We start from the raw sequence: 16,971 nt of genomic DNA on the forward strand, positions 1-16,971 counted from the left end.
ATCCACTTTTAGTATAAAGGTTAATACAATGAAGAAAAACAATGCGCCTTTATTTCAAGGATTTGTTTTAGGGAAAGGTGCGGTTAAGGAGCAGGTCTACCACATCCTCCGCGATCACATCCTCGAAGGGCGATTGCCGCCAGGAACAAAAATGCCGTCAACCCGGGCGTTGTCCGAGATGATGTCAATTTCACGAAATTCAGTGATTGCCGGTTATGACCGGTTATTAGATGAAGGGTATATTCTGACCCGGAAAGGGTCTGGAACCTATGTTGCGCATCATATTCCGGATCGAAGTATCAGCAATTGCTATCCAATAATGGCGCCGGAGAAAGTCGTCACGCCTGATGAACAGCTAAACAGCCAAAATAATCCTGTGCGCGATTTATGGTCGAATGAGTATGAAGGGCGCGGCATGAACCGTCTATTTGCGGTTGGCGTTGGCTGTACGGATCTCTTCCCGCACGCACTATGGGGCAAATTACTGCAACGGGTCTGGAGACAATCCCGGCACCAATTGGGGGCCCACACTCACCCTGGTGGATACTTTCCTTTGAGAAAAGCGGTTTGTCGCTACATTAAAACAACGCGTGGAGTGAACTGTAACGAAGATCAGATAATCATCGTGAATGGTATTCAACAGGCATTGAACATTACCGCACGAGCATTGCTGTCGGCAGGAAGTGACGTTTGGCTGGACGAGCCGGGCTACAAAGGTGCCCGCGGAGCCTTCTTGTCTGTTGGCGCGATGGTAAGGCCGGTACCGGTAGACAGCGAAGGAATGAATGTCCGCTATGGTATTGAGCATTTCCCTGACGCTAAGCTGGCCTATGTTGTCCCGTCGGATCAATATCCATTAAGTGGAACGTTGAGTTTATGCCGGCGTTTTGAGCTGCTGGAATGGGCGAAGTCGAATCAGGCATGGATATTTGAAGATGACTATAATAGCGAGTTCCGCTATGCCGACCGTTCTTTACAGGCATTGCAGGGATTAGATCATAATCATCGTGTTATTTATGCTGGTACATTTTCGAAAATGATGTATCCAGAATTTCGTTTAGGTTTTTTAGTTGTCCCGCCCGGTTTACAAGAACAGATTATGGTGACGAAATATTTTACAGATCTCGGTACCAGTTATCTTGAGCAGGCCGTGATGGCGAATTTTATTGAGGATGGGCACTATGCCAGTCATGTACGCCGAGTTCGCAAAGCGTGTTATGAAAGAAGAGCTGCGCTGGTCAATGCTATTCAAGAATACCTTGCTGATAAAATGATTGTTCAGCCTTCTGACTCTGGCGTTCATATTGTGTGCTGGCTACAAAACGGATTGACCGGAAATGAAGTCGAGGAAAAAGCCAGGGTACTTGGGATGGGAATATTATCACTGGGCCGTTATTACCAGGGAGATATCACCCGACAGGGGATTTTGATTGGTTTTGCAAATCATCCTGCTGAGGCAATTGTTGATGGGATACGCCGTCTGGCCCAGGTTATTTAAAAAATATTTTATTCAGCTCTTATCATTAATGCTGCAATACGCTTGTGTGGTTCCGTCTAAGATATTATGCCTTTTTTTGTACAATGAAATGCTGTGGATCCGTAAAAAACACGCATTCTGGTTCTTTTGGTCTGGTTAGTTTGATCATACTCTGCGCGGGTTTAGTCCTGTTTTGTCAGAGGTACGGATATGTCGGGCATCTTTAATCAATTCCATCAACCCGTAGGTATGTCTTTGTCAGACTGGAAAGGCGCACCCTTTCCACAGGCTCAGCAAATTACAGGTCGCTATTGTAAGCTTGAACGTATTAATGCCGAACGCCATGCCAAAGAGTTGTATGAAGCGTACTGCGAAGCGAGTGATTTTCGTGACTGGACATATCTGGCGGCAGGGCCTTTTGAAACTTTTGACTCCTTCCTGAACTATGTAAAAAACATGGAAGAACAGACAGATCCGATGCATTTTGCCGTGATTGATTTAGTCACTATGCAACCTGTTGGTACGTTTGCTCTTATGCGTATCGATCCCTCAAATGGTGTGATTGAGGTGGGGCATATTTCTTACTCCGTACGCATGAAACGCACACGAATCTCAACGGAAGTCATCTCATTGCTTTTAAAGTACGTTTTTGCGGATCTGGGCTATCGCCGTTTTGAATGGAAATGCGATGCGCTTAATGCGCCTTCCCGTGGGGCGGCGGAGCGCTTTGGCTTCAGTTTTGAAGGTATATTTCGTCAGGCTGTCGTCGCGAGGGGGCGGAATCGAGATACTGCATGGTACTCAATCATTGACGGTGAGTACCCGACACTCCGACCGGCCTACGATATGTGGCTCGATGAGCATAATTTTGACAACCAGGGACGGCAGATTCAGCGTCTTGGCGAGCTGATGGAAAGGGGATAAAAAAGCTCCCCGAGTAAACCAAGGAGCCAGAAAGCGTAGCGCACGCGCAGTATTATTTCTGCCGCGACTCAAGCCAGACCAGCGCCAGCGTAGAGAGCGCACACATCAGCAGAATGCTGACAAACCAAAACAGATACCACATCTTATAGTCCTCCCGGGTAAATTTCGTGGTTGTGGCGGCGGATCGTTTCTACCTTGATTCGCCCCAGCATCTTGTAATAACTCCAGGCGGTATAAAGCAGCACTATCGGTAGAAAAATCAGCACAATAACCAGCATGATACTGAGCGTCATCTGGCTGGAGGTACTGTCCCATACCGTCAGGCTGGAGAGGGGTTGCACGCTTGAAGGCATCACAAACGGAAACAGGGTGATTCCGGCGGTGAAGATCACGCAGGCCTGGGTCAGGGAAGCGCACAAAAATCCCCATACGGCCCGACGTTGCCCGCAGGCATAGATCGCGAGCATTGGGAAAATCATGCCAGCTAGCGGAATAATCAACAGCAGTGGTGACTGATAAAAGTGCGTCATCCACGCGCCTGGTGAGGTTGTTACCGCTTTTAATAGCGGGTTGGAAGGACCATTAGGATCCTGGTTAAGCAGCACAAAGCCATCAATTCCTGTCCACAACCAGTAACCGGCTAACAGGAAGCAGAGTACTACCAGCATTGCGCTGCGGCGGGTAGCGGACAGCGCGCGTTGGCGAACGATGCCCTCGGTTGTTAACTGGAGCCAAACGCTCCCCTGCAGAATAACCAGCATCAGGCTTAATGCGCCGCACAACAGGGCAAAGGGAGAGAGTAACTGCCAGAAGGTGCCCAGGTATTGCACGTGAAGCTGTGGTGTGAAGATAAAAGGCACACCCAAAAACAGGTTGCCGAACGCAATGCCGAAAATAACAGGCGGAACCAAACTGCCGATAACCAACCCGGTGTCCCATATTCTGCGCCAGTGCGCGTTGGCTATTTTACCGCGATAGTCAAAAGCTAACGGGCGAAAGAAAAGGGCGCATAGCACCAGAATCATCGCCACATAAAACCCCGAAAATGCGGTGGCATAGACCCGCGGCCAGGCGGCGAATAATGCGCCGCCCGCCAGAATGAGCCACACCTGATTACCTTCCCAGTGCGCCCCGACGCTATTGATTAACACCCGACGTTCATCATCGTTGCGCGCGATTAACGGCAACAGGCAGCCGACCCCCATATCAAATCCGTCAGTGACCATAAAGGCCACCAGAATGATGCCAATTAGCAGCCACCAAATGAGCCGCAGCGTTGCATAATCCAACATGATTATCTCCTTTATCCCTGTTGTTGTGCTGGGTGTTGACGTTGCATCGCATCGGGACCAAGACGCGCGTATTTTTGCATCAGGTAGACTTCGGCAATTAAAAACAGGGTGTAAAGCGTGAGGATTAGCCCCATTGAGAAGGCCAGTTGGCCCACGCTCAGCGCGGAGTGGGCGTACCATGTCGGCAAAATATCTTGAATCGCCCATGGCTGACGGCCAAACTCCGTCATAAACCAGCCCGCTTCGATGGCAATCCACGGTAGCGGCAGGCTCCACAGCGTCATACGCAATACCCAGCGATGCTGGTCGATACGCCAGCGTAAGGTCTGTATCAGCGCAATCGCCATCACCAGCAGCAGCAGAGAACCGCATGCAATCATGACGCGAAAACTCCAGAACACGGGGGCCACCTGCGGGATAGCGCCGCGTTGTGCGGCCTGATATTGCGCTGGCATAACGTGGTTCATATCAGGCGCGTAGTTTGCCAACAGGATGCCGTAACCCAGATCATTTTCTACGGCGTGGAAAGCCTTCAACACCTGAGGCGTGCGGTTACCGTTGGCGATTTCCTGCAACAATAACCACGCTTCCCGGCCTCGTTGCAGGCGGGGAAGTGCGTCCGCCATCAGATTTTTTAGTCCCGGAACCGGGGTATCCAACGAGTGGGTTGCCAGGATGCCCAGCAGGGCCGGTATCTTCACAGAAAAGGCGTTACGCTCTTGTTCCTGCTGCGGCCAGGCTATCACATGAAAGGGCGCAGGCGCCGGTTCGGTTTGCCATTCGCCCTCCATTGCCGCCAGTTTTACCGGCTGGAGCTGGGCGACCTCATAGGCTGAACTGTCACCCAGTTGCAGGGTGCCGAGGATAGCCAGCGTGCCGAAAACGGAACCCACCGCGAAGGAGCGCAGGGCAAACTCGCGATTGCGACCACGCAGCAGATACCAGGCGCTGATGGACATCACAAACATGGCGCCCGTGACATAACCGGACATCACGGTATGGACAAATTTCACCTGGCTGACAGGGTTAAAGACCAGTTCGCTAAAACTGCTCATCTCCATACGCAGGGTATCGATATTAAAGTGAGCACCGGTCGGGTATTGCATCCAGCCGTTAGCATTGAGGATCCACAGCGCCGAGATATTGGATCCAAACGCGACCAGCCAGGTCACCAGTAAGTGCTGGTACTTGTTTAAACGCTGCCAGCCGAAGAAGAACAGCCCGACGAAGGTGGATTCAAGAAAGAAAGCCATCAGGGCTTCCATCGCCAGCGGGGCGCCGAAAATATCGCCCACATAGTTGGAATAGAGCGACCAGTTAGTGCCGAACTGAAACTCCATGGTCAGGCCGGTAGCCACGCCGAGCGCAAAGTTAATACCGAATAATTTTCCCCAGAAACGCGTCATGTCGCGGTAGATGGTTTTGCCGGTCACCACGAACAGGGTTTCCATGATGGCCAGCAAAAATATCAGCCCCAGCGTCAGGGGAACAAACAGAAAATGGTACAGCGCGGTCAGCGCAAACTGCCAGCGCGATAAGTCAATGACGTCCCACATGCGAACTCCATCAGGCATTAGAGAGTGAATAGATAAAGAAGAAAACGTTAGACCCGCAGCAGAAAAGTACGCGGGTCTTAAAGAGGGAGTCAGGCAGGCGGGCCGGATGCCAGCCAGGCGCAGACTTCATCCAGGCGCTCGAGCGAGTCGAGCAGATCTTCCGGCGCAGCCAGTACCAGTTCCGGTAATGGGCAGATCTCATAACTCTCTAGCAAAAGCCCTTTCAGGGTATCCAGACAGCGCACATGCCAGACATGGCGCAGCGCCGTGGCGTCGATTTGGCTCTCGCCGTAGCCGATGGTGCGGATCTGAATGTGCCCTTCGCCACACAGATTGGCGAGGAATCGGCGATCCGCATCGCTAACAGGCAGTTGGGTGAGGTTAATGCTATGGGGAAGCGTGGCCGGATCGCGCACGTGCGCCAGCAGTTCCTGGGCCAGCGTCAGGCCATTCATCAACCCATTTATAGGCGGAGGCAGCAGGCTATCGTCCGGCAGCGTATTGATTGTTGCCGCCTGCCACAGCGCCCGTGGCGCGCTACCTGCTTCCAGATGTTCCTGCCATTGCCCCTTGTCATTCTGACAACGCACCCGCCAGATACCGCAGAAAATCGACTCCTGAATCTCGCTCGCCCTGCCGTCAGCATGCTGAATGCGCACGGAAACTTCGCCTTCGCCGAGTAGCGTATTTAAAAACGTGAGATCGTCTGCATTGAGCGTGGATAAATCCCATCCCAGCACATCCTGTTTGGCGGGAATTCTCTGGGTGAGCTGGTGGCGCACATCGGCTAACAATGCCATCACCGCCGGGCTGTGCGGACAGTTTTCCAGTGTTGCCATGCTGGGGTCGCTGTTGACCTGGCAGGTGAGGGGCAAGGGGTTCATGCTGAAGCTGTCATCACCCGGCTGCGTTCCTGGCCCCAGCAGATGAAAAAAGGAATCGCTCATCATGCAGACTCCGGCGGTATACGTTCTTCAACGAGGGGACGCATCAGGTTGAGCAAGTCGGCCCAGGGGTGGATGCCGCTGAGAATGCCGCGCAGCTCACCTTGGGTAAACACCAGGGTAGCCGGAAAACGGAACACGCCAAAGCGATCGCCGATCTCCTCGCTGTGTTCAAGATCCGCCATAGCGATGTGCCAGTCAAACTGGGGAAACTCGCGGAGCAACTCGGCAATCATGACCGGGTTATCGCTGACTTCAGGTGTACGGCGGGGATCGCTGCTGAGCAGGACCACGCCATCACGCACGCGGGTTACCCAGCCATCCAGTTCAGACGCGCTCAGCGGTTGCCAGCCACGCGCCAGCATACGTTGCCATAACGCAGAAAATGGGGTGTCATTTAACATATTGTTTATTCCTCCAGCGTTACGCGATACTGGCGAATACGCACGCCTTCATAGTTTTCCATCGACAGGCAGTCATAGTTCAGGCAACGCGTTTCATCGCTTATCTGTGGCGTAATGCCCCACGCGGCCAGTTGCGTAAGCGCGGCCTGTTCTGCCGCCGGGAGCTGAGCGCGCGCGATGTCGGTCAGGCTGCCGCCATAGTCGTCCAGCTGTACCGGCTGTAGTCCCACCAGAGCGATGTGCGCGGGGAGATGGCCGCGAATATCCGCCAGAGCCAGCACTTCAGAGAAGCTGTTCTGATGCAGACTCATTTTTTTGGCGCTGAGGTAACTCGGGACTTTGTCTCCGGCGTAAGTTTGCAGGGTGCCCGGCGCGAGTCCGTAGTCGATGGCGTCCAGCAGCAGCAAATGGCTGGCCTGTTCAACGTAGCCCAGCAGATTCAGCCCCTGGGTGCCGCCATCGACAATCTCTACCCATTCTGGCCAGTGATAGTGGGCGTACAGGCGCTCCGCGAGGCGAATGCCAAACCCTTCGTCTGCCCACAGCAGGTTGCCTAAGCCCATCACGATGACGTGAGGTTCGCTCATGACGCCTCCTTGTTGCGCTGACGTTTGGCAAATTTGTGGCTACGATAGCCGTTGACCATGGTCGAGATGACGGTATCGTCGGACATGATGTCCTCGCGGATAGCCATGTACACATGACCTATGATGAAGGCGGCGATGAACCACATTCCTAGCCGGTGCCAGCTGTGAATATCGAGAGAGTTGCCGCCGGTCCAGTAGAAAAACTCCGTCACATAGCGGAAGGGAGTGAAAATGGCGTACTGGCTATGCTCGCTGTATAAGGCAAAACCGGTCAGGATCATAAAAACGGAGAGCAGGAAATAGCCAAACATCGCTGCCTGCGCAACGGGGTTATGTCCGATATCCTCTCCTGGTTTCTTTTCCAGAAACAGATACCAGCGCACCACCGAAAACGCCCCCTGCCACCACCTGCGACGCCAGACCGGCACAATAAACAACTCGCGTGAATAACGGTTACCGACAAAGGCCCAGTAAATGCGCATCAGCAGGATCACCGTGAACACCATGGCGGCGGCGAAATGCGCCAGCCGGATGTCGCCCATATAGAACAGATAGGTGGCCTCGCCGCTGACCGATGGCAGCGGTCGGCCAATAAAGTATCCGGTCACCATCAAAACCAACATGCAGCCTACAGTCAGCCAGTGCCACAAGCGGACAGGCGCTTCAAACACATAGTGGCTGACGGTAGTATCACGCGCCTCCCCGACGCGTGGGGATATCTTTCCAGTCATCGTTCCTTTTCCTCAACGCTTAGCGAACCTGGACTGCGATCAGTTCGCTGCCGTCGTCGCCAAGCACGTGGGTTGAACAGGCCAGGCAGGGGTCGAAGCTGTGCAAGGTGCGCAGGATCTCCAGTGGTTGATCCGGTATCGCCATTTGGGTGCCCATCAGCGCCGCCTCGTAAGCGCCAATTTGTCCCTTTGGATCGCGCGGGCTGGCGTTCCAGGTGGTTGGCACCACGCACTGATACAGATCGATTTTCTGGTCGCGAATCGATGCCCAGTGGCCTAATGCTCCGCGCGGCGCCTCGGTAAAACCGATCCCGCGGCAGTGCTGCGGCCAGCTTGCTGGCTCCCATTTTTCGGTATTCGCCGTCGCCAGGTTGCCGTTTTTCAGGTTGGTCATCAGCTTGTCGAAGAAGTATTGCAGCTTGCTCACGGCCCACTGCGCTTCGTGCGCCCGGCACAGAATACGGCCCAGCGTCGACTGCATGCCCGACAGCGGCAGCTTGAGGGCCGACATCATGCGATCCACGGATTCAATCGTCGCGGCATCCCCTTTGTGATAGGCAATCAGCGTGCGCGCCAACGGCCCAACCTCCATGGCGTGTCCCCGCCAGCGCGGGGCTTTGATCCACGAGTAACGTTCCTGCTCGTTGAGCTGCTGGATATTAATATCGCTGCCTTTCACATCGCCGGGGTTATACCAGGGTTCGGTAATGCCTTCGAAGGGGTGGCGGCCCAACTGATCATCCGGGTAACGGTACCAGGCGTGATCGACAAACTCCTGAATTTGCTGCTGATCGGCGAGGTCCACAGGCAATACGTTGTTAAAATCACCGTTAATCACCGCGCCGCCTGGCATCAACAGGCTTTTGTCGCTGAAGTCATTGGCGATGTCCGGGAACGCGCCGTAGCTCAAAACGCATTTATCAGAAAGCCCGGTACCAATCTGGCTCCAGGGTTTATTGAACTGGCCGATAGCCAGCGCGTCAGGCACCATGACGTTGTTAATAAAGTCAGCGGTGCGGGTGATGATCGACTGCACCAGGTTCAGGCGTTCCATATCGACCGCGCCTACTGCGCCACTCTGATCGATATTGATAGCGCACGGCATACCCCCGACAATCCAGTTAGGATGGGGGTTTTTACCGCCAAACACCGTATGGATTTTGATAATCTCGCGTTGAAAGTCGAGCGCTTCCAAATAGTGGGCAAAGCCCATCAGATTAGCCTCTGGCGATAGCTTGTACTGCGGATGGCCCCAATAACCGTTGCGGAAAATCCCCAACTGACCGCCTTCGACAAATTTCTTCAGCCGATTTTGGACGTCAAAGAAGTAGCCTGGTGAGGACATCGGCCAGGCAGAAAGGCTCTGCGCCAGTTGCGATGTGGCGCGCGGATCTGCTTTCAGAGCATTCAACACGTCAATCCAGTCCATTCCGGCTAACTGATAAAAGTGCACCAGATGGTCGTGGCACCACAGCGTGGCCAGCATAATGTTGCGAATGATGTTGGCGTTGTCGGGCACCTTAATGCCAATGGCATCTTCAATGGCGTAGACAGAGGCAAGGGCATGTACGCCGGTGCACACCCCGCAAATTCGTTCGACAAATGCCCATGCGTCGCGCGGGTCGCGACCCTGAAGAATGATCTCCAGTCCGCGGAACATGGTGCCGCAAGAAACCGCGTTGGTGATGATGTTCTGCTCATCAATATTCACTTCGCAACGCATATGACCTTCAATGCGCGTGATGGGATCCACAACCAGACGGCGACCGGCATTGTTTAAGGTATATCCCTGGGTTTGATACGAATGGCTCATGCCTGTTTATCCTCATTGTCTGACGACTGCTGTCTGGTGTCGGCTAATTGCTGTTTGTGGCGGTTGTGTTGGTTGACGGCGCTGGCGACTGCGTGGACGCCGACGCCGGCAGCCACGACGCCAAGCGCGGTGAGGCCCACGGTATCGGCGGTGGAATGCGTTCCCATCTGTGGAATATCAACCACGCGGCTGTAGAACGAGCCGCGATCCCAGAAGCCGTTCTCTGAACATCCCAGACAACCGTGACCGGACTGGATGGGGAAGGACACGCCGCCATTCCAGCGGGTAGTGGAGCAGGCGTTATAGGTGGTTGGCCCTTTACAGCCCATTTTGTACAGGCAATAGCCTTTGCGGGCGGCGTCATCATCCCAGCTTTCGACGAACTCCCCGGCGTCAAAGTGGGCGCGGCGGTAGCATTTGTCGTGAATACGCTGGCCGTAGAACATCAGTGGACGCCCCAGACGGTCGAGTTCCGGCAGACGATCAAAGGTGACCATGTAGGTAATGATGGCGCTCATAACATCAGGAATCGGCGGGCAGCCGGGGACTTTCACGATCGGCTTATCGGTGATCACTTTATCGATCGGGGTTGCCTGGGTGGGGTTAGGCCGGGCAGCCTGCACGCAGCCCCAGGAGGCACAGGTGCCCCAGGCGATAATCGCGCTGGCTCCGGCGGCGGCGCGTTTGAGTTTTTCCACAAAGGGTCTTCCGCCGCTAATGCAGAACATCCCTTGTTCACCTAGCGGAGGATTACCTTCGACGGCCAGAATGTAGCGGCCGTGGTACTGGCGCAGAATGTCTTCAAATACCTCTTCGGCCTGCGTTCCGGCGGCGGCCATCAGCGTGTCGTCGTAATCGAGGGAAATCAGAGAGAGGATGACGTCTTTGGCAAGTGGGTGAGAGGAGCGGATAAATGATTCGGTGCAGCAGGTGCATTCCAGCCCGTGGATCCAGACTACCGGGATCCGGGGTTTGTTCTCCAGCGCCCAGGCAATTCTGGGCGTCATTCCGGCTCCCAACCCCAGCGATGTAGCCGCGAGGCTACAATATTTAAGAAAACTGCGTCGGCTCACTCCCTTCCGGCGCATCGCCTGATAAAAGGTCTCCTCATTATTCGTATTCATAACACGCGTTTCTTCCCCCGTTGAGTTCTGGCGCACGCCGCCAGCGATATCTAAAAAAGCGTATCCGATTAGAGGAGAGAAACAATGCGAAGAGTGTGGTTATGTCCTATAGCGATATATTCGTGACTGTTATCTGTTTTTCACCGACCGGGAATAAAAAAACGCACAGGGGAGACCGCCCTGTGCGTCGGGTTTATCGCGGAAGAACTTAAACCCCAAGGCGATCGCGTAAGCTGTAATAGGCCGCCCCCATGGCGGTAAACGGAATGCGCAGGCTGCGGCCTCCCGGGAACGGGTAGTGTGGCAGGTTGGCGAATGCGTCAAAGCGCTCGGCATCCCCGCGCAGCAGTTCGGAAATCAGGCGTCCAGCCAGATGGGTACAGGTCACGCCGTGACCGCTGTAGCCCTGCATATAGTAAATATTGGTATCAAGACGGCCGAACTGCGGCATGCGTGATAACGTCAACAGGAAATTACCGGTCCAGCGGTAATCAATTTTTACCCCCCGCAATTGCGGGAAGGTCTTCAGCAGATTCGGCATCACCAGGCGTTCAATATCGTTCGGATCGCGTGCGCCGTAGACCACGCCGCCGCCGTACAGCAGGCGGTTATCGCCGGTCAGACGGTAGTAATCCAGCAGGTAGTTACAATCTTCCACACAGTAGTTTTTTGGGATCAGCGAACGCGCCATTTCAGCTGACAATGGTTCGGTGGTTAACACCTGCGTGCCGCACGGCATGCTGCTTTTTGCCAGCGCCGGTTCCAGTTTGTCGCCGAGGTAGGCGTTGCCCGCCACGATCACAAAGCGGGCGGTAACCTGACCTTTTTCCGTGCTGACCACCGCCGGGCTGGTGTGCTGAATGCGGGTGACCGGCGACTGTTCAAAGACGCGTCCGCCGTTCAGACGAATAGCGTTAGCTTCGCCAATTGCCAGATTGAGCGGATGAATATGACCACCGCTATGGTCGAGCAGCGCGCCGACATAACGATCGCTACTGACTTCGCGGCGAATTTCGCTGCTGTCTAACAGTTCAAGCTGCGTGTTGCCGTAGCGTTCCCAGTTCGACTTCTGCTCCTCCAGCGTTTCCATCTGCTTATGGTTCAGCGCCACAAACAGCCCGCCGGGGCGATAGTCACAGTCAATCTGATAGCGTTTAATGCGTTCGCGAATGATATCGCCGCCTTCAAACATCATGCTGCCGAGCATTTTGGCGGCATCCGGGCCGTAACTGCGTTCGATAACATCAATATCGCGACTGTAAGAGTTAACCAACTGGCCGCCGTTGCGTCCGCTGGCCCCAAAACCAATACGCGCGGATTCCAATAGCACCACGTCATAACCCATTTCCGCTAAATGCAGGGCGGAGGAGAGTCCGGTATAGCCACCGCCCACGACACAGACATCACAGCTAACCGATTCGCTAAGGGTGGGAAACGGTTCGTACTGATTGGCGCTTGCGGCGTAATAACTGCTGGTATGTTCAGTCATGATTAAGGCTCCAGGGAGATCCAAATGGTTTTCAGTTCGCTAAATTTTTCCAGGGCATGCAGGGACTTATCGCGCCCGTTGCCGCTTTGCTTATAACCGCCGAACGGCACGGTCATATCACCGTCGTTGTAGTTATTCACGAAGACCGAACCGGCCTTCAGGCGACGACTCATGCGATGGGCGCGCGACAAATCGCGGGTCCAGACCGCGGCACCCAGGCCGTAGTCGCTGTCGTTGGCCAGCGCCAGGGCTTCGGCTTCGCTGCTAAAACGGGTGATGACCAGTACCGGGCCGAAGATCTCATCGCGGCTGACGTGGGCTTGCGGCGCGGTATCGACAAAAATCGTCGGGCCGATAGCCGCCGGATGGACATGGCTGCGGCCATCCAGCGCCAGCGTGCCTTGCGTTTCACCGTCGCGAATAAAGGTGTCCACGGTGTCGGCATGCGCATTGTCGATAAGCGTGCCCATCGTGGTGTCAGGATCCAGCGGGTTGCCCGGCTGCCAGTTTTTCGCCTGCTCTTTCAACAGCGAGATAAATTCGTCGGCAATACTCTCTTCCAGCAGCAGACGCGTACCGGCGATACAGACCTGACCCTGGTTGTAGAAAATGCCTGCCGCGGCAGTGGCGGCGGCTTTCGCTAGATCCGGGCAGTCGGCAAACACGATGTTGGCGCTTTTACCGCCAGCTTCCAGCCAGACGCGTTTCATGTTGCTGTCGCCAGCATCTTTTAGCAGTTGCTTGCCGGTGCGGGTTGAGCCGGTAAAGGTGATCACATCGACATCCGGATGCTGCGACAACGCCTGGCCCGCTTCGTGACCATATCCGCTAACAACGCTGAGAACGCCATCGGGCAAACCCGCTTTTTTAGCCAGCGCCGCAAGGCGAATGGCGGTCAGCGGGGATTTCTCCGAGGGTTTGAGGATCACGCTGTTACCGGCGGCCAGCGCGGGGCCAAGTTTCCAACAGGCCAGTAGCAGGGGAAAGTTCCACGGAACGATAGCCGCGATCACGCCCACTGGTTCGCGCACAATCAGCGCCAGATCGTTTACCGAGGTGGTGGCAACTTCGCCATAGACTTTATCAATAGCTTCGGCGTACCACCGGATGGCGCGCGCCGCACCTGGAATATCATCACGCAGGCTATGGCGAATCGGTTTACCGGTGTCGAGCGTTTCCAGTAGCGCCAGCTCCTCGTGATGCTGCTCCATTAAATCTGCAAGCTTGTGCAGAACCGCCTTGCGCTCAGCGGGTGACGCCTGCGACCAGTCACCGCGTTCAAAGACGGCGCGGGCGGCGGTGACCGCACGATCCACATCCGCTTTTTTGCCGCGGGCGACTTTGGCGAGTGGGCGCTGTCCGGCCGGATCCTGAGTAATAAAGGTTTCGTTATCGGCGGCGGCGCAATATTCGCCGTTAATAAATAGACGGGTTTCCGGCGAATAATGACTGGCTTTCTCACGCCAATATTTAAGGTTCTGAAAGTTCATAGCTACTCCTTTTATATCAATAAGATAAAGTTCGCTGCTGATCTTTTTCAGGCAAAATCAGGCTGCACGATGCCCCAGGGATTTACCCTGTTAATGCGCGTTATTTAAGAAGGCCTGAGAAACTCAGGCCGCTACTTATTAGAATGTGGTGGGAGTGTGGGCACTGATAATGCGGCAGATCCCTGCCGAAGTGTTGCTGAAGCTGTGTGGAATGCCGGTGTTAATGGCATAACTCTGCCCTGCAACAAGATGATACGTTTGACCGTTGATGGTCAAAACCACTTCACCTTCCAGTATTGTGCCAATCTCTTCACCCTGGTGTTTAATTCTCTCCCCGGTTGTCGTGCCTGGCTGATAGGTTTCAAACATCATTGCCAGCGTACGATTCGGATTTCCGTTGTGAACTAACTTCATGGATACTCCCTGACTCCCGATCTCAATCAAATCATCCTGATTGATAACCACCTGCGGTTCGTCAGGCTTTTCCGGTTCCGCGAAGAACTCGGAGAGCGACAGCCCATATACTTTCAATAGCTTTTGCAGCGTACTGATGGCAGGACTGACTTTATCCTGCTCTATGGTGCTGATGGCGCTATGCGTCAACCCAGACAGTTCGGCGGCACGACGCTGCGAAAGACCCAATTGCTGGCGGATCTCTGACAAACGTTTACCCGGCGCCAGGCCGTCATCGCTCATAATTGCATTTCCTTAACAGTAGTGGTCAGAGTCGCTGTTTTTCAGCGAGGTGGTTCTGACAAGCGGTGATAAAACCTTCAAGTAACAAACGCGACAGGGCGTATTCGCTACTGTTCCATTCCGGGTGCCACTGCACGCCGAGCGCGAAAGGATGGTCGTGAACGCTGGCAGCTTCCACTAATCCATCCTGCGATCGTGCTTCCACACGCAGCTGCGGGCCGAGCGTTTTTGCGCCCTGACCATGTAAGGAGTTAACCCAAAACGTGCTGCAACCTGGTATTAATTGCGACAGCAATCCTCCCTGTTGAACCTGGACTTCATGAGATGGGGCGTACTGCTGCTCCACCGGGAGTTCCGCATCTTCACGATGCTCCAGGAACTGCGAGTGATCGCACAGGCGACGATACAGAGTCCCGCCAGTGGCGACAACTAATTCCTGTAAGCCCCGGCAGATGGCGAAAATGGGAATGCGCCTTTCGAGCCCGGCGGTAATTAGCGCCATGCTCAGAAGATCACGCCCCGGATCGGCGTCAGACTCATCGCCATTTTCACCATAGAGGTGCGGCTGCACATTGCTTGGGCTTCCAGGCAGGAAGATACCATCCAGTTTTGGTAACAGCGCGTTCAGTAATTCTGGCTCCGCGAGCGCATGAGGTAACGCTATCGGTAATCCACCGGCATTCAAAACCGCATTCAGGTACTTTTCTTGCAGAGTCTGGGTCTCGTGACCCTTAAGCCTGTTCCTACACATCACTACACCAATAACTGGCTTGTCAAATATATTGCCCATGATCGACCTCACGTTTTGGAATAAATTATTGCCAAACGGTTCCTTGTTGTGCCATTCCGTTCATTATTTTCTCAATCTAGCAGCGTAATAACCTTCTAGCAAACTTAATTTAACATTTGACAAACAAATTGTTTGCATCCAGAGTCGAAGGGTGGACATTATATTTAACAGTCAAATCACAGAAAGCTTACCAGGCCAACGGCGGTGAATCATGGAAACCAATATCGTAGAAGTTGAGAATTTTGTGCAGCATTCTGAAGAGAGGCGAAGTAGCGCGTTTGCGCGCGAAGTGAAGCAATATCTGGAACGCTATCCCAACACGCAGTTTGTCGATGTGCTGTTAACCGACCTGAACGGCTGTTTTCGCGGTAAACGCATTCCCGTGTCGGGATTGTCTAAGTTAGAGAAGGGCTGTTATTTTCCGGCATCGGTGTTCGCGATGGACATTCTGGGCAATGTGGTGGAAGAGGCGGGGTTAGGACAAGAACTTGGCGAGCCTGACAGGACCTGTGTGCCGGTGCTCGGAACGTTAACCCCTTCGGCCGCCGATCCGGAATTTATTGGGCAGATGATGCTGACAATGCTGGATGAAGATGGCGCTCCCTTTGACGTTGAGCCGCGGAACGTTCTCAACCGACTCTGGCAGAAACTTCGCCAGCGCGGTTTGTTCCCCGTCGTAGCGGTAGAGCTGGAGTTCTATTTACTCGATCGCAAGCGCGATCCGGAAGGTTATCTGCAGCCGCCATGCGCGCCGGGAACGGACGATCGTAATACCCAAAGTCAGGTTTACTCTGTTGATAATCTGAACCATTTTGCTGATGTGCTGAACGATATCGACGAACTGGCCCGTCTGCAGTTGATCCCGGCCGACGGTGCGGTGGCCGAAGCATCGCCTGGTCAGTTTGAAATCAATCTTATCCATACCGATAACGTACTCGACGCCTGTGACGATGCGCTGGCGCTGAAGCGGCTGGTGCGGTTGGTGGCGGAAAAACATAAGATGCACGCCACGTTTATGGCAAAGCCTTATGAGGAGCATGCCGGTAGCGGGATGCATATCCACATCAGCATTATGAATAACAAAGGCGAGAACGTGCTGGCCGATGTGAATGGCGATGACTCCGCGTTGCTTAAGCGGGCGCTTGCCGGGATGATTGATCTGATGCCCGCGTCGATGGCGCTGCTGGCGCCAAATGTGAACTCTTATCGTCGCTTCCAACCTGGGATGTACGTCCCGACTCAGGCTTCCTGGGGGCATAACAACCGTACGGTGGCACTGCGCATTCCCTGCGGCGATCGTGATAATCATCGGGTTGAATATCGTGTGGCGGGGGCTGATGCCAACCCTTATCTGGTGATGTCGACCATTCTGGCCGGGATCCTCCATGGTCTGGATAACGAGCTGCCGTTACAGGAAGAGGTGGAAGGCAACGGACTGGAGCAGGAGGGTTTGCCGTTCCCGATCCGTCAGAGCGATGCGCTGTGGGAGTTTATGCAAAACGACAGTCTGCGTGAATTATTGGGTGAGCGTTTTAGCCACGTGTATCACGCCTGTAAAAACGATGAATTAATCCAGTTTGAACGTCTTATCACCGACACCGAAATTGAGTGGATGTTGAAAAACGCCTGACCGTCGTACAGGCCATTGAAAAAG

At 54.2% G+C, this 16,971-nt stretch carries 16 protein-coding genes; 3 read left to right on the plus strand and 13 right to left on the minus strand.

The genetic code is table 11. The features are described 5' to 3' along the window. Nucleotides 1–28: 28 nt before the first annotated feature. The gene (locus FDW96_RS18205; RefSeq protein WP_137366094.1) at nucleotides 29–1,498 is read left to right on the plus strand and encodes a PLP-dependent aminotransferase family protein; all 1,470 of its coding nucleotides are present in this window, start codon (nucleotides 29–31) and stop codon (nucleotides 1,496–1,498) included. Between the two features lie 189 nt (nucleotides 1,499–1,687). Further along, complete coding sequence (locus tag FDW96_RS18210) at nucleotides 1,688–2,401, plus strand: GNAT family N-acetyltransferase (protein ID WP_137366095.1); 714 nt, start codon at nucleotides 1,688–1,690, stop codon at nucleotides 2,399–2,401. A 52-nt stretch (nucleotides 2,402–2,453) separates the two neighbouring features. On the opposite strand, the gene cbdX is transcribed toward FDW96_RS18210, so the two are convergent. The 13 genes from cbdX to puuD all read right to left on the minus strand — a co-directional run bounded on the left by cbdX (nucleotide 2,454) and on the right by puuD (nucleotide 15,317). Continuing rightward, nucleotides 2,454–2,543 carry a cytochrome bd-II oxidase subunit CbdX gene (gene cbdX, locus FDW96_RS18215; RefSeq protein WP_072014779.1) on the minus strand — a complete coding sequence of 30 codons (90 nt, stop codon included), beginning with the start codon at nucleotides 2,541–2,543 and terminating at the stop codon, nucleotides 2,454–2,456. Between the two features lies 1 nt (nucleotide 2,544). Next, nucleotides 2,545–3,693 (minus strand): cytochrome d ubiquinol oxidase subunit II, encoded by a 1,149-nt coding sequence (appB, locus tag FDW96_RS18220; RefSeq protein WP_137366096.1) that lies wholly within the window; start codon nucleotides 3,691–3,693, stop codon nucleotides 2,545–2,547. A gap of 11 nt (nucleotides 3,694–3,704) precedes the next feature. Continuing rightward, nucleotides 3,705–5,249, minus strand: a complete 1,545-nt coding sequence (gene appC / locus FDW96_RS18225; RefSeq protein ID WP_061383035.1) for a cytochrome bd-II oxidase subunit 1 — start codon at nucleotides 5,247–5,249, stop codon at nucleotides 3,705–3,707. 89 nt (nucleotides 5,250–5,338) lie between these two features. Continuing rightward, a complete protein-coding gene (locus FDW96_RS18230; protein ID WP_042310522.1) occupies nucleotides 5,339–6,196 on the minus strand; it encodes a hydrogenase expression/formation protein in 858 nt (285 codons plus the stop codon). After that, nucleotides 6,196–6,597, minus strand: coding sequence for a hydrogenase-1 operon protein HyaE (gene hyaE, locus FDW96_RS18235; RefSeq protein ID WP_042310328.1), 402 nt, complete (start codon nucleotides 6,595–6,597; stop codon nucleotides 6,196–6,198). Before hyaE ends, FDW96_RS18230 begins: the two co-directional genes overlap by 1 nt. A 5-nt stretch (nucleotides 6,598–6,602) precedes the next feature. Continuing rightward, nucleotides 6,603–7,184: a hydrogenase 1 maturation protease gene (hyaD, locus tag FDW96_RS18240; RefSeq protein ID WP_042310325.1), complete on the minus strand. Its 582-nt coding sequence runs from the start codon at nucleotides 7,182–7,184 to the stop codon at nucleotides 6,603–6,605. Further along, complete coding sequence (gene hyaC, locus FDW96_RS18245; protein ID WP_137366097.1) at nucleotides 7,181–7,915, minus strand: Ni/Fe-hydrogenase b-type cytochrome subunit; 735 nt, start codon at nucleotides 7,913–7,915, stop codon at nucleotides 7,181–7,183. The genes hyaD and hyaC overlap by 4 nt, the downstream gene beginning before the upstream one ends. Before the next feature lie 19 nt (nucleotides 7,916–7,934). Further along, on the minus strand, nucleotides 7,935–9,728 hold the full coding sequence (gene hyaB, locus FDW96_RS18250) for a Ni/Fe-hydrogenase large subunit (protein WP_137366098.1): 1,794 nt from the start codon (nucleotides 9,726–9,728) through the stop codon (nucleotides 7,935–7,937). Beyond that, a complete protein-coding gene (hyaA, locus tag FDW96_RS18255) occupies nucleotides 9,725–10,852 on the minus strand; it encodes a hydrogenase 1 small subunit (RefSeq protein WP_137366099.1) in 1,128 nt (375 codons plus the stop codon). Before hyaA ends, hyaB begins: the two co-directional genes overlap by 4 nt. A gap of 208 nt (nucleotides 10,853–11,060) precedes the next feature. Then, nucleotides 11,061–12,341, minus strand: a complete 1,281-nt coding sequence (locus tag FDW96_RS18260) for an FAD-binding oxidoreductase (protein ID WP_079225333.1) — start codon at nucleotides 12,339–12,341, stop codon at nucleotides 11,061–11,063. Between the two features lie 2 nt (nucleotides 12,342–12,343). Then, a complete protein-coding gene (puuC, locus tag FDW96_RS18265) occupies nucleotides 12,344–13,831 on the minus strand; it encodes an aldehyde dehydrogenase PuuC (RefSeq protein WP_137366100.1) in 1,488 nt (495 codons plus the stop codon). A 138-nt stretch (nucleotides 13,832–13,969) separates the two neighbouring features. Continuing rightward, on the minus strand, nucleotides 13,970–14,527 hold the full coding sequence (gene puuR, locus FDW96_RS18270; protein WP_038637926.1) for an HTH-type transcriptional regulator PuuR: 558 nt from the start codon (nucleotides 14,525–14,527) through the stop codon (nucleotides 13,970–13,972). 25 nt (nucleotides 14,528–14,552) lie between these two features. After that, entirely contained in the window at nucleotides 14,553–15,317 is a 765-nt protein-coding gene (puuD, locus tag FDW96_RS18275; protein ID WP_003838709.1) for a gamma-glutamyl-gamma-aminobutyrate hydrolase, read from the minus strand. Nucleotides 15,318–15,528: 211 nt separating this feature from the next. Between puuD and FDW96_RS18280 the strand changes: the two genes are divergently transcribed. Next, nucleotides 15,529–16,947: a glutamine synthetase family protein gene (locus tag FDW96_RS18280; protein ID WP_042310310.1), complete on the plus strand. Its 1,419-nt coding sequence runs from the start codon at nucleotides 15,529–15,531 to the stop codon at nucleotides 16,945–16,947. Nucleotides 16,948–16,971 lie beyond the last annotated feature (24 nt).

The organism is Citrobacter sp. TBCS-15, assembly GCF_005280815.1.
Taxonomy (GTDB): domain Bacteria; phylum Pseudomonadota; class Gammaproteobacteria; order Enterobacterales; family Enterobacteriaceae; genus Citrobacter; species Citrobacter werkmanii.

Excerpts from the sequence above, each read along its gene's own strand:
- puuD (WP_003838709.1), bottom strand. The coding sequence starts at position 15,317 with ATGGGCAATATATTTGACAAGCCAGTTATTGGTGTAGTGATGTGTAGG.
- hyaA (WP_137366099.1), bottom strand. The coding sequence starts at position 10,852 with ATGAATACGAATAATGAGGAGACCTTTTATCAGGCGATGCGCCGGAAG.
- appC (WP_061383035.1), bottom strand. The coding sequence starts at position 5,249 with ATGTGGGACGTCATTGACTTATCGCGCTGGCAGTTTGCGCTGACCGCG.
- cbdX (WP_072014779.1), bottom strand. The coding sequence starts at position 2,543 with ATGTGGTATCTGTTTTGGTTTGTCAGCATTCTGCTGATGTGTGCGCTC.
- FDW96_RS18205 (WP_137366094.1), top strand. The coding sequence starts at position 29 with ATGAAGAAAAACAATGCGCCTTTATTTCAAGGATTTGTTTTAGGGAAA.
- puuC (WP_137366100.1), bottom strand. The coding sequence starts at position 13,831 with ATGAACTTTCAGAACCTTAAATATTGGCGTGAGAAAGCCAGTCATTAT.
- puuR (WP_038637926.1), bottom strand. The coding sequence starts at position 14,527 with ATGAGCGATGACGGCCTGGCGCCGGGTAAACGTTTGTCAGAGATCCGC.
- hyaD (WP_042310325.1), bottom strand. The coding sequence starts at position 7,184 with ATGAGCGAACCTCACGTCATCGTGATGGGCTTAGGCAACCTGCTGTGG.
- hyaE (WP_042310328.1), bottom strand. The coding sequence starts at position 6,597 with ATGTTAAATGACACCCCATTTTCTGCGTTATGGCAACGTATGCTGGCG.
- FDW96_RS18280 (WP_042310310.1), top strand. The coding sequence starts at position 15,529 with ATGGAAACCAATATCGTAGAAGTTGAGAATTTTGTGCAGCATTCTGAA.
- hyaB (WP_137366098.1), bottom strand. The coding sequence starts at position 9,728 with ATGAGCCATTCGTATCAAACCCAGGGATATACCTTAAACAATGCCGGT.
- FDW96_RS18260 (WP_079225333.1), bottom strand. The coding sequence starts at position 12,341 with ATGACTGAACATACCAGCAGTTATTACGCCGCAAGCGCCAATCAGTAC.
- hyaC (WP_137366097.1), bottom strand. The coding sequence starts at position 7,915 with ATGACTGGAAAGATATCCCCACGCGTCGGGGAGGCGCGTGATACTACC.
- FDW96_RS18210 (WP_137366095.1), top strand. The coding sequence starts at position 1,688 with ATGTCGGGCATCTTTAATCAATTCCATCAACCCGTAGGTATGTCTTTG.
- FDW96_RS18230 (WP_042310522.1), bottom strand. The coding sequence starts at position 6,196 with ATGAGCGATTCCTTTTTTCATCTGCTGGGGCCAGGAACGCAGCCGGGT.
- appB (WP_137366096.1), bottom strand. The coding sequence starts at position 3,693 with ATGTTGGATTATGCAACGCTGCGGCTCATTTGGTGGCTGCTAATTGGC.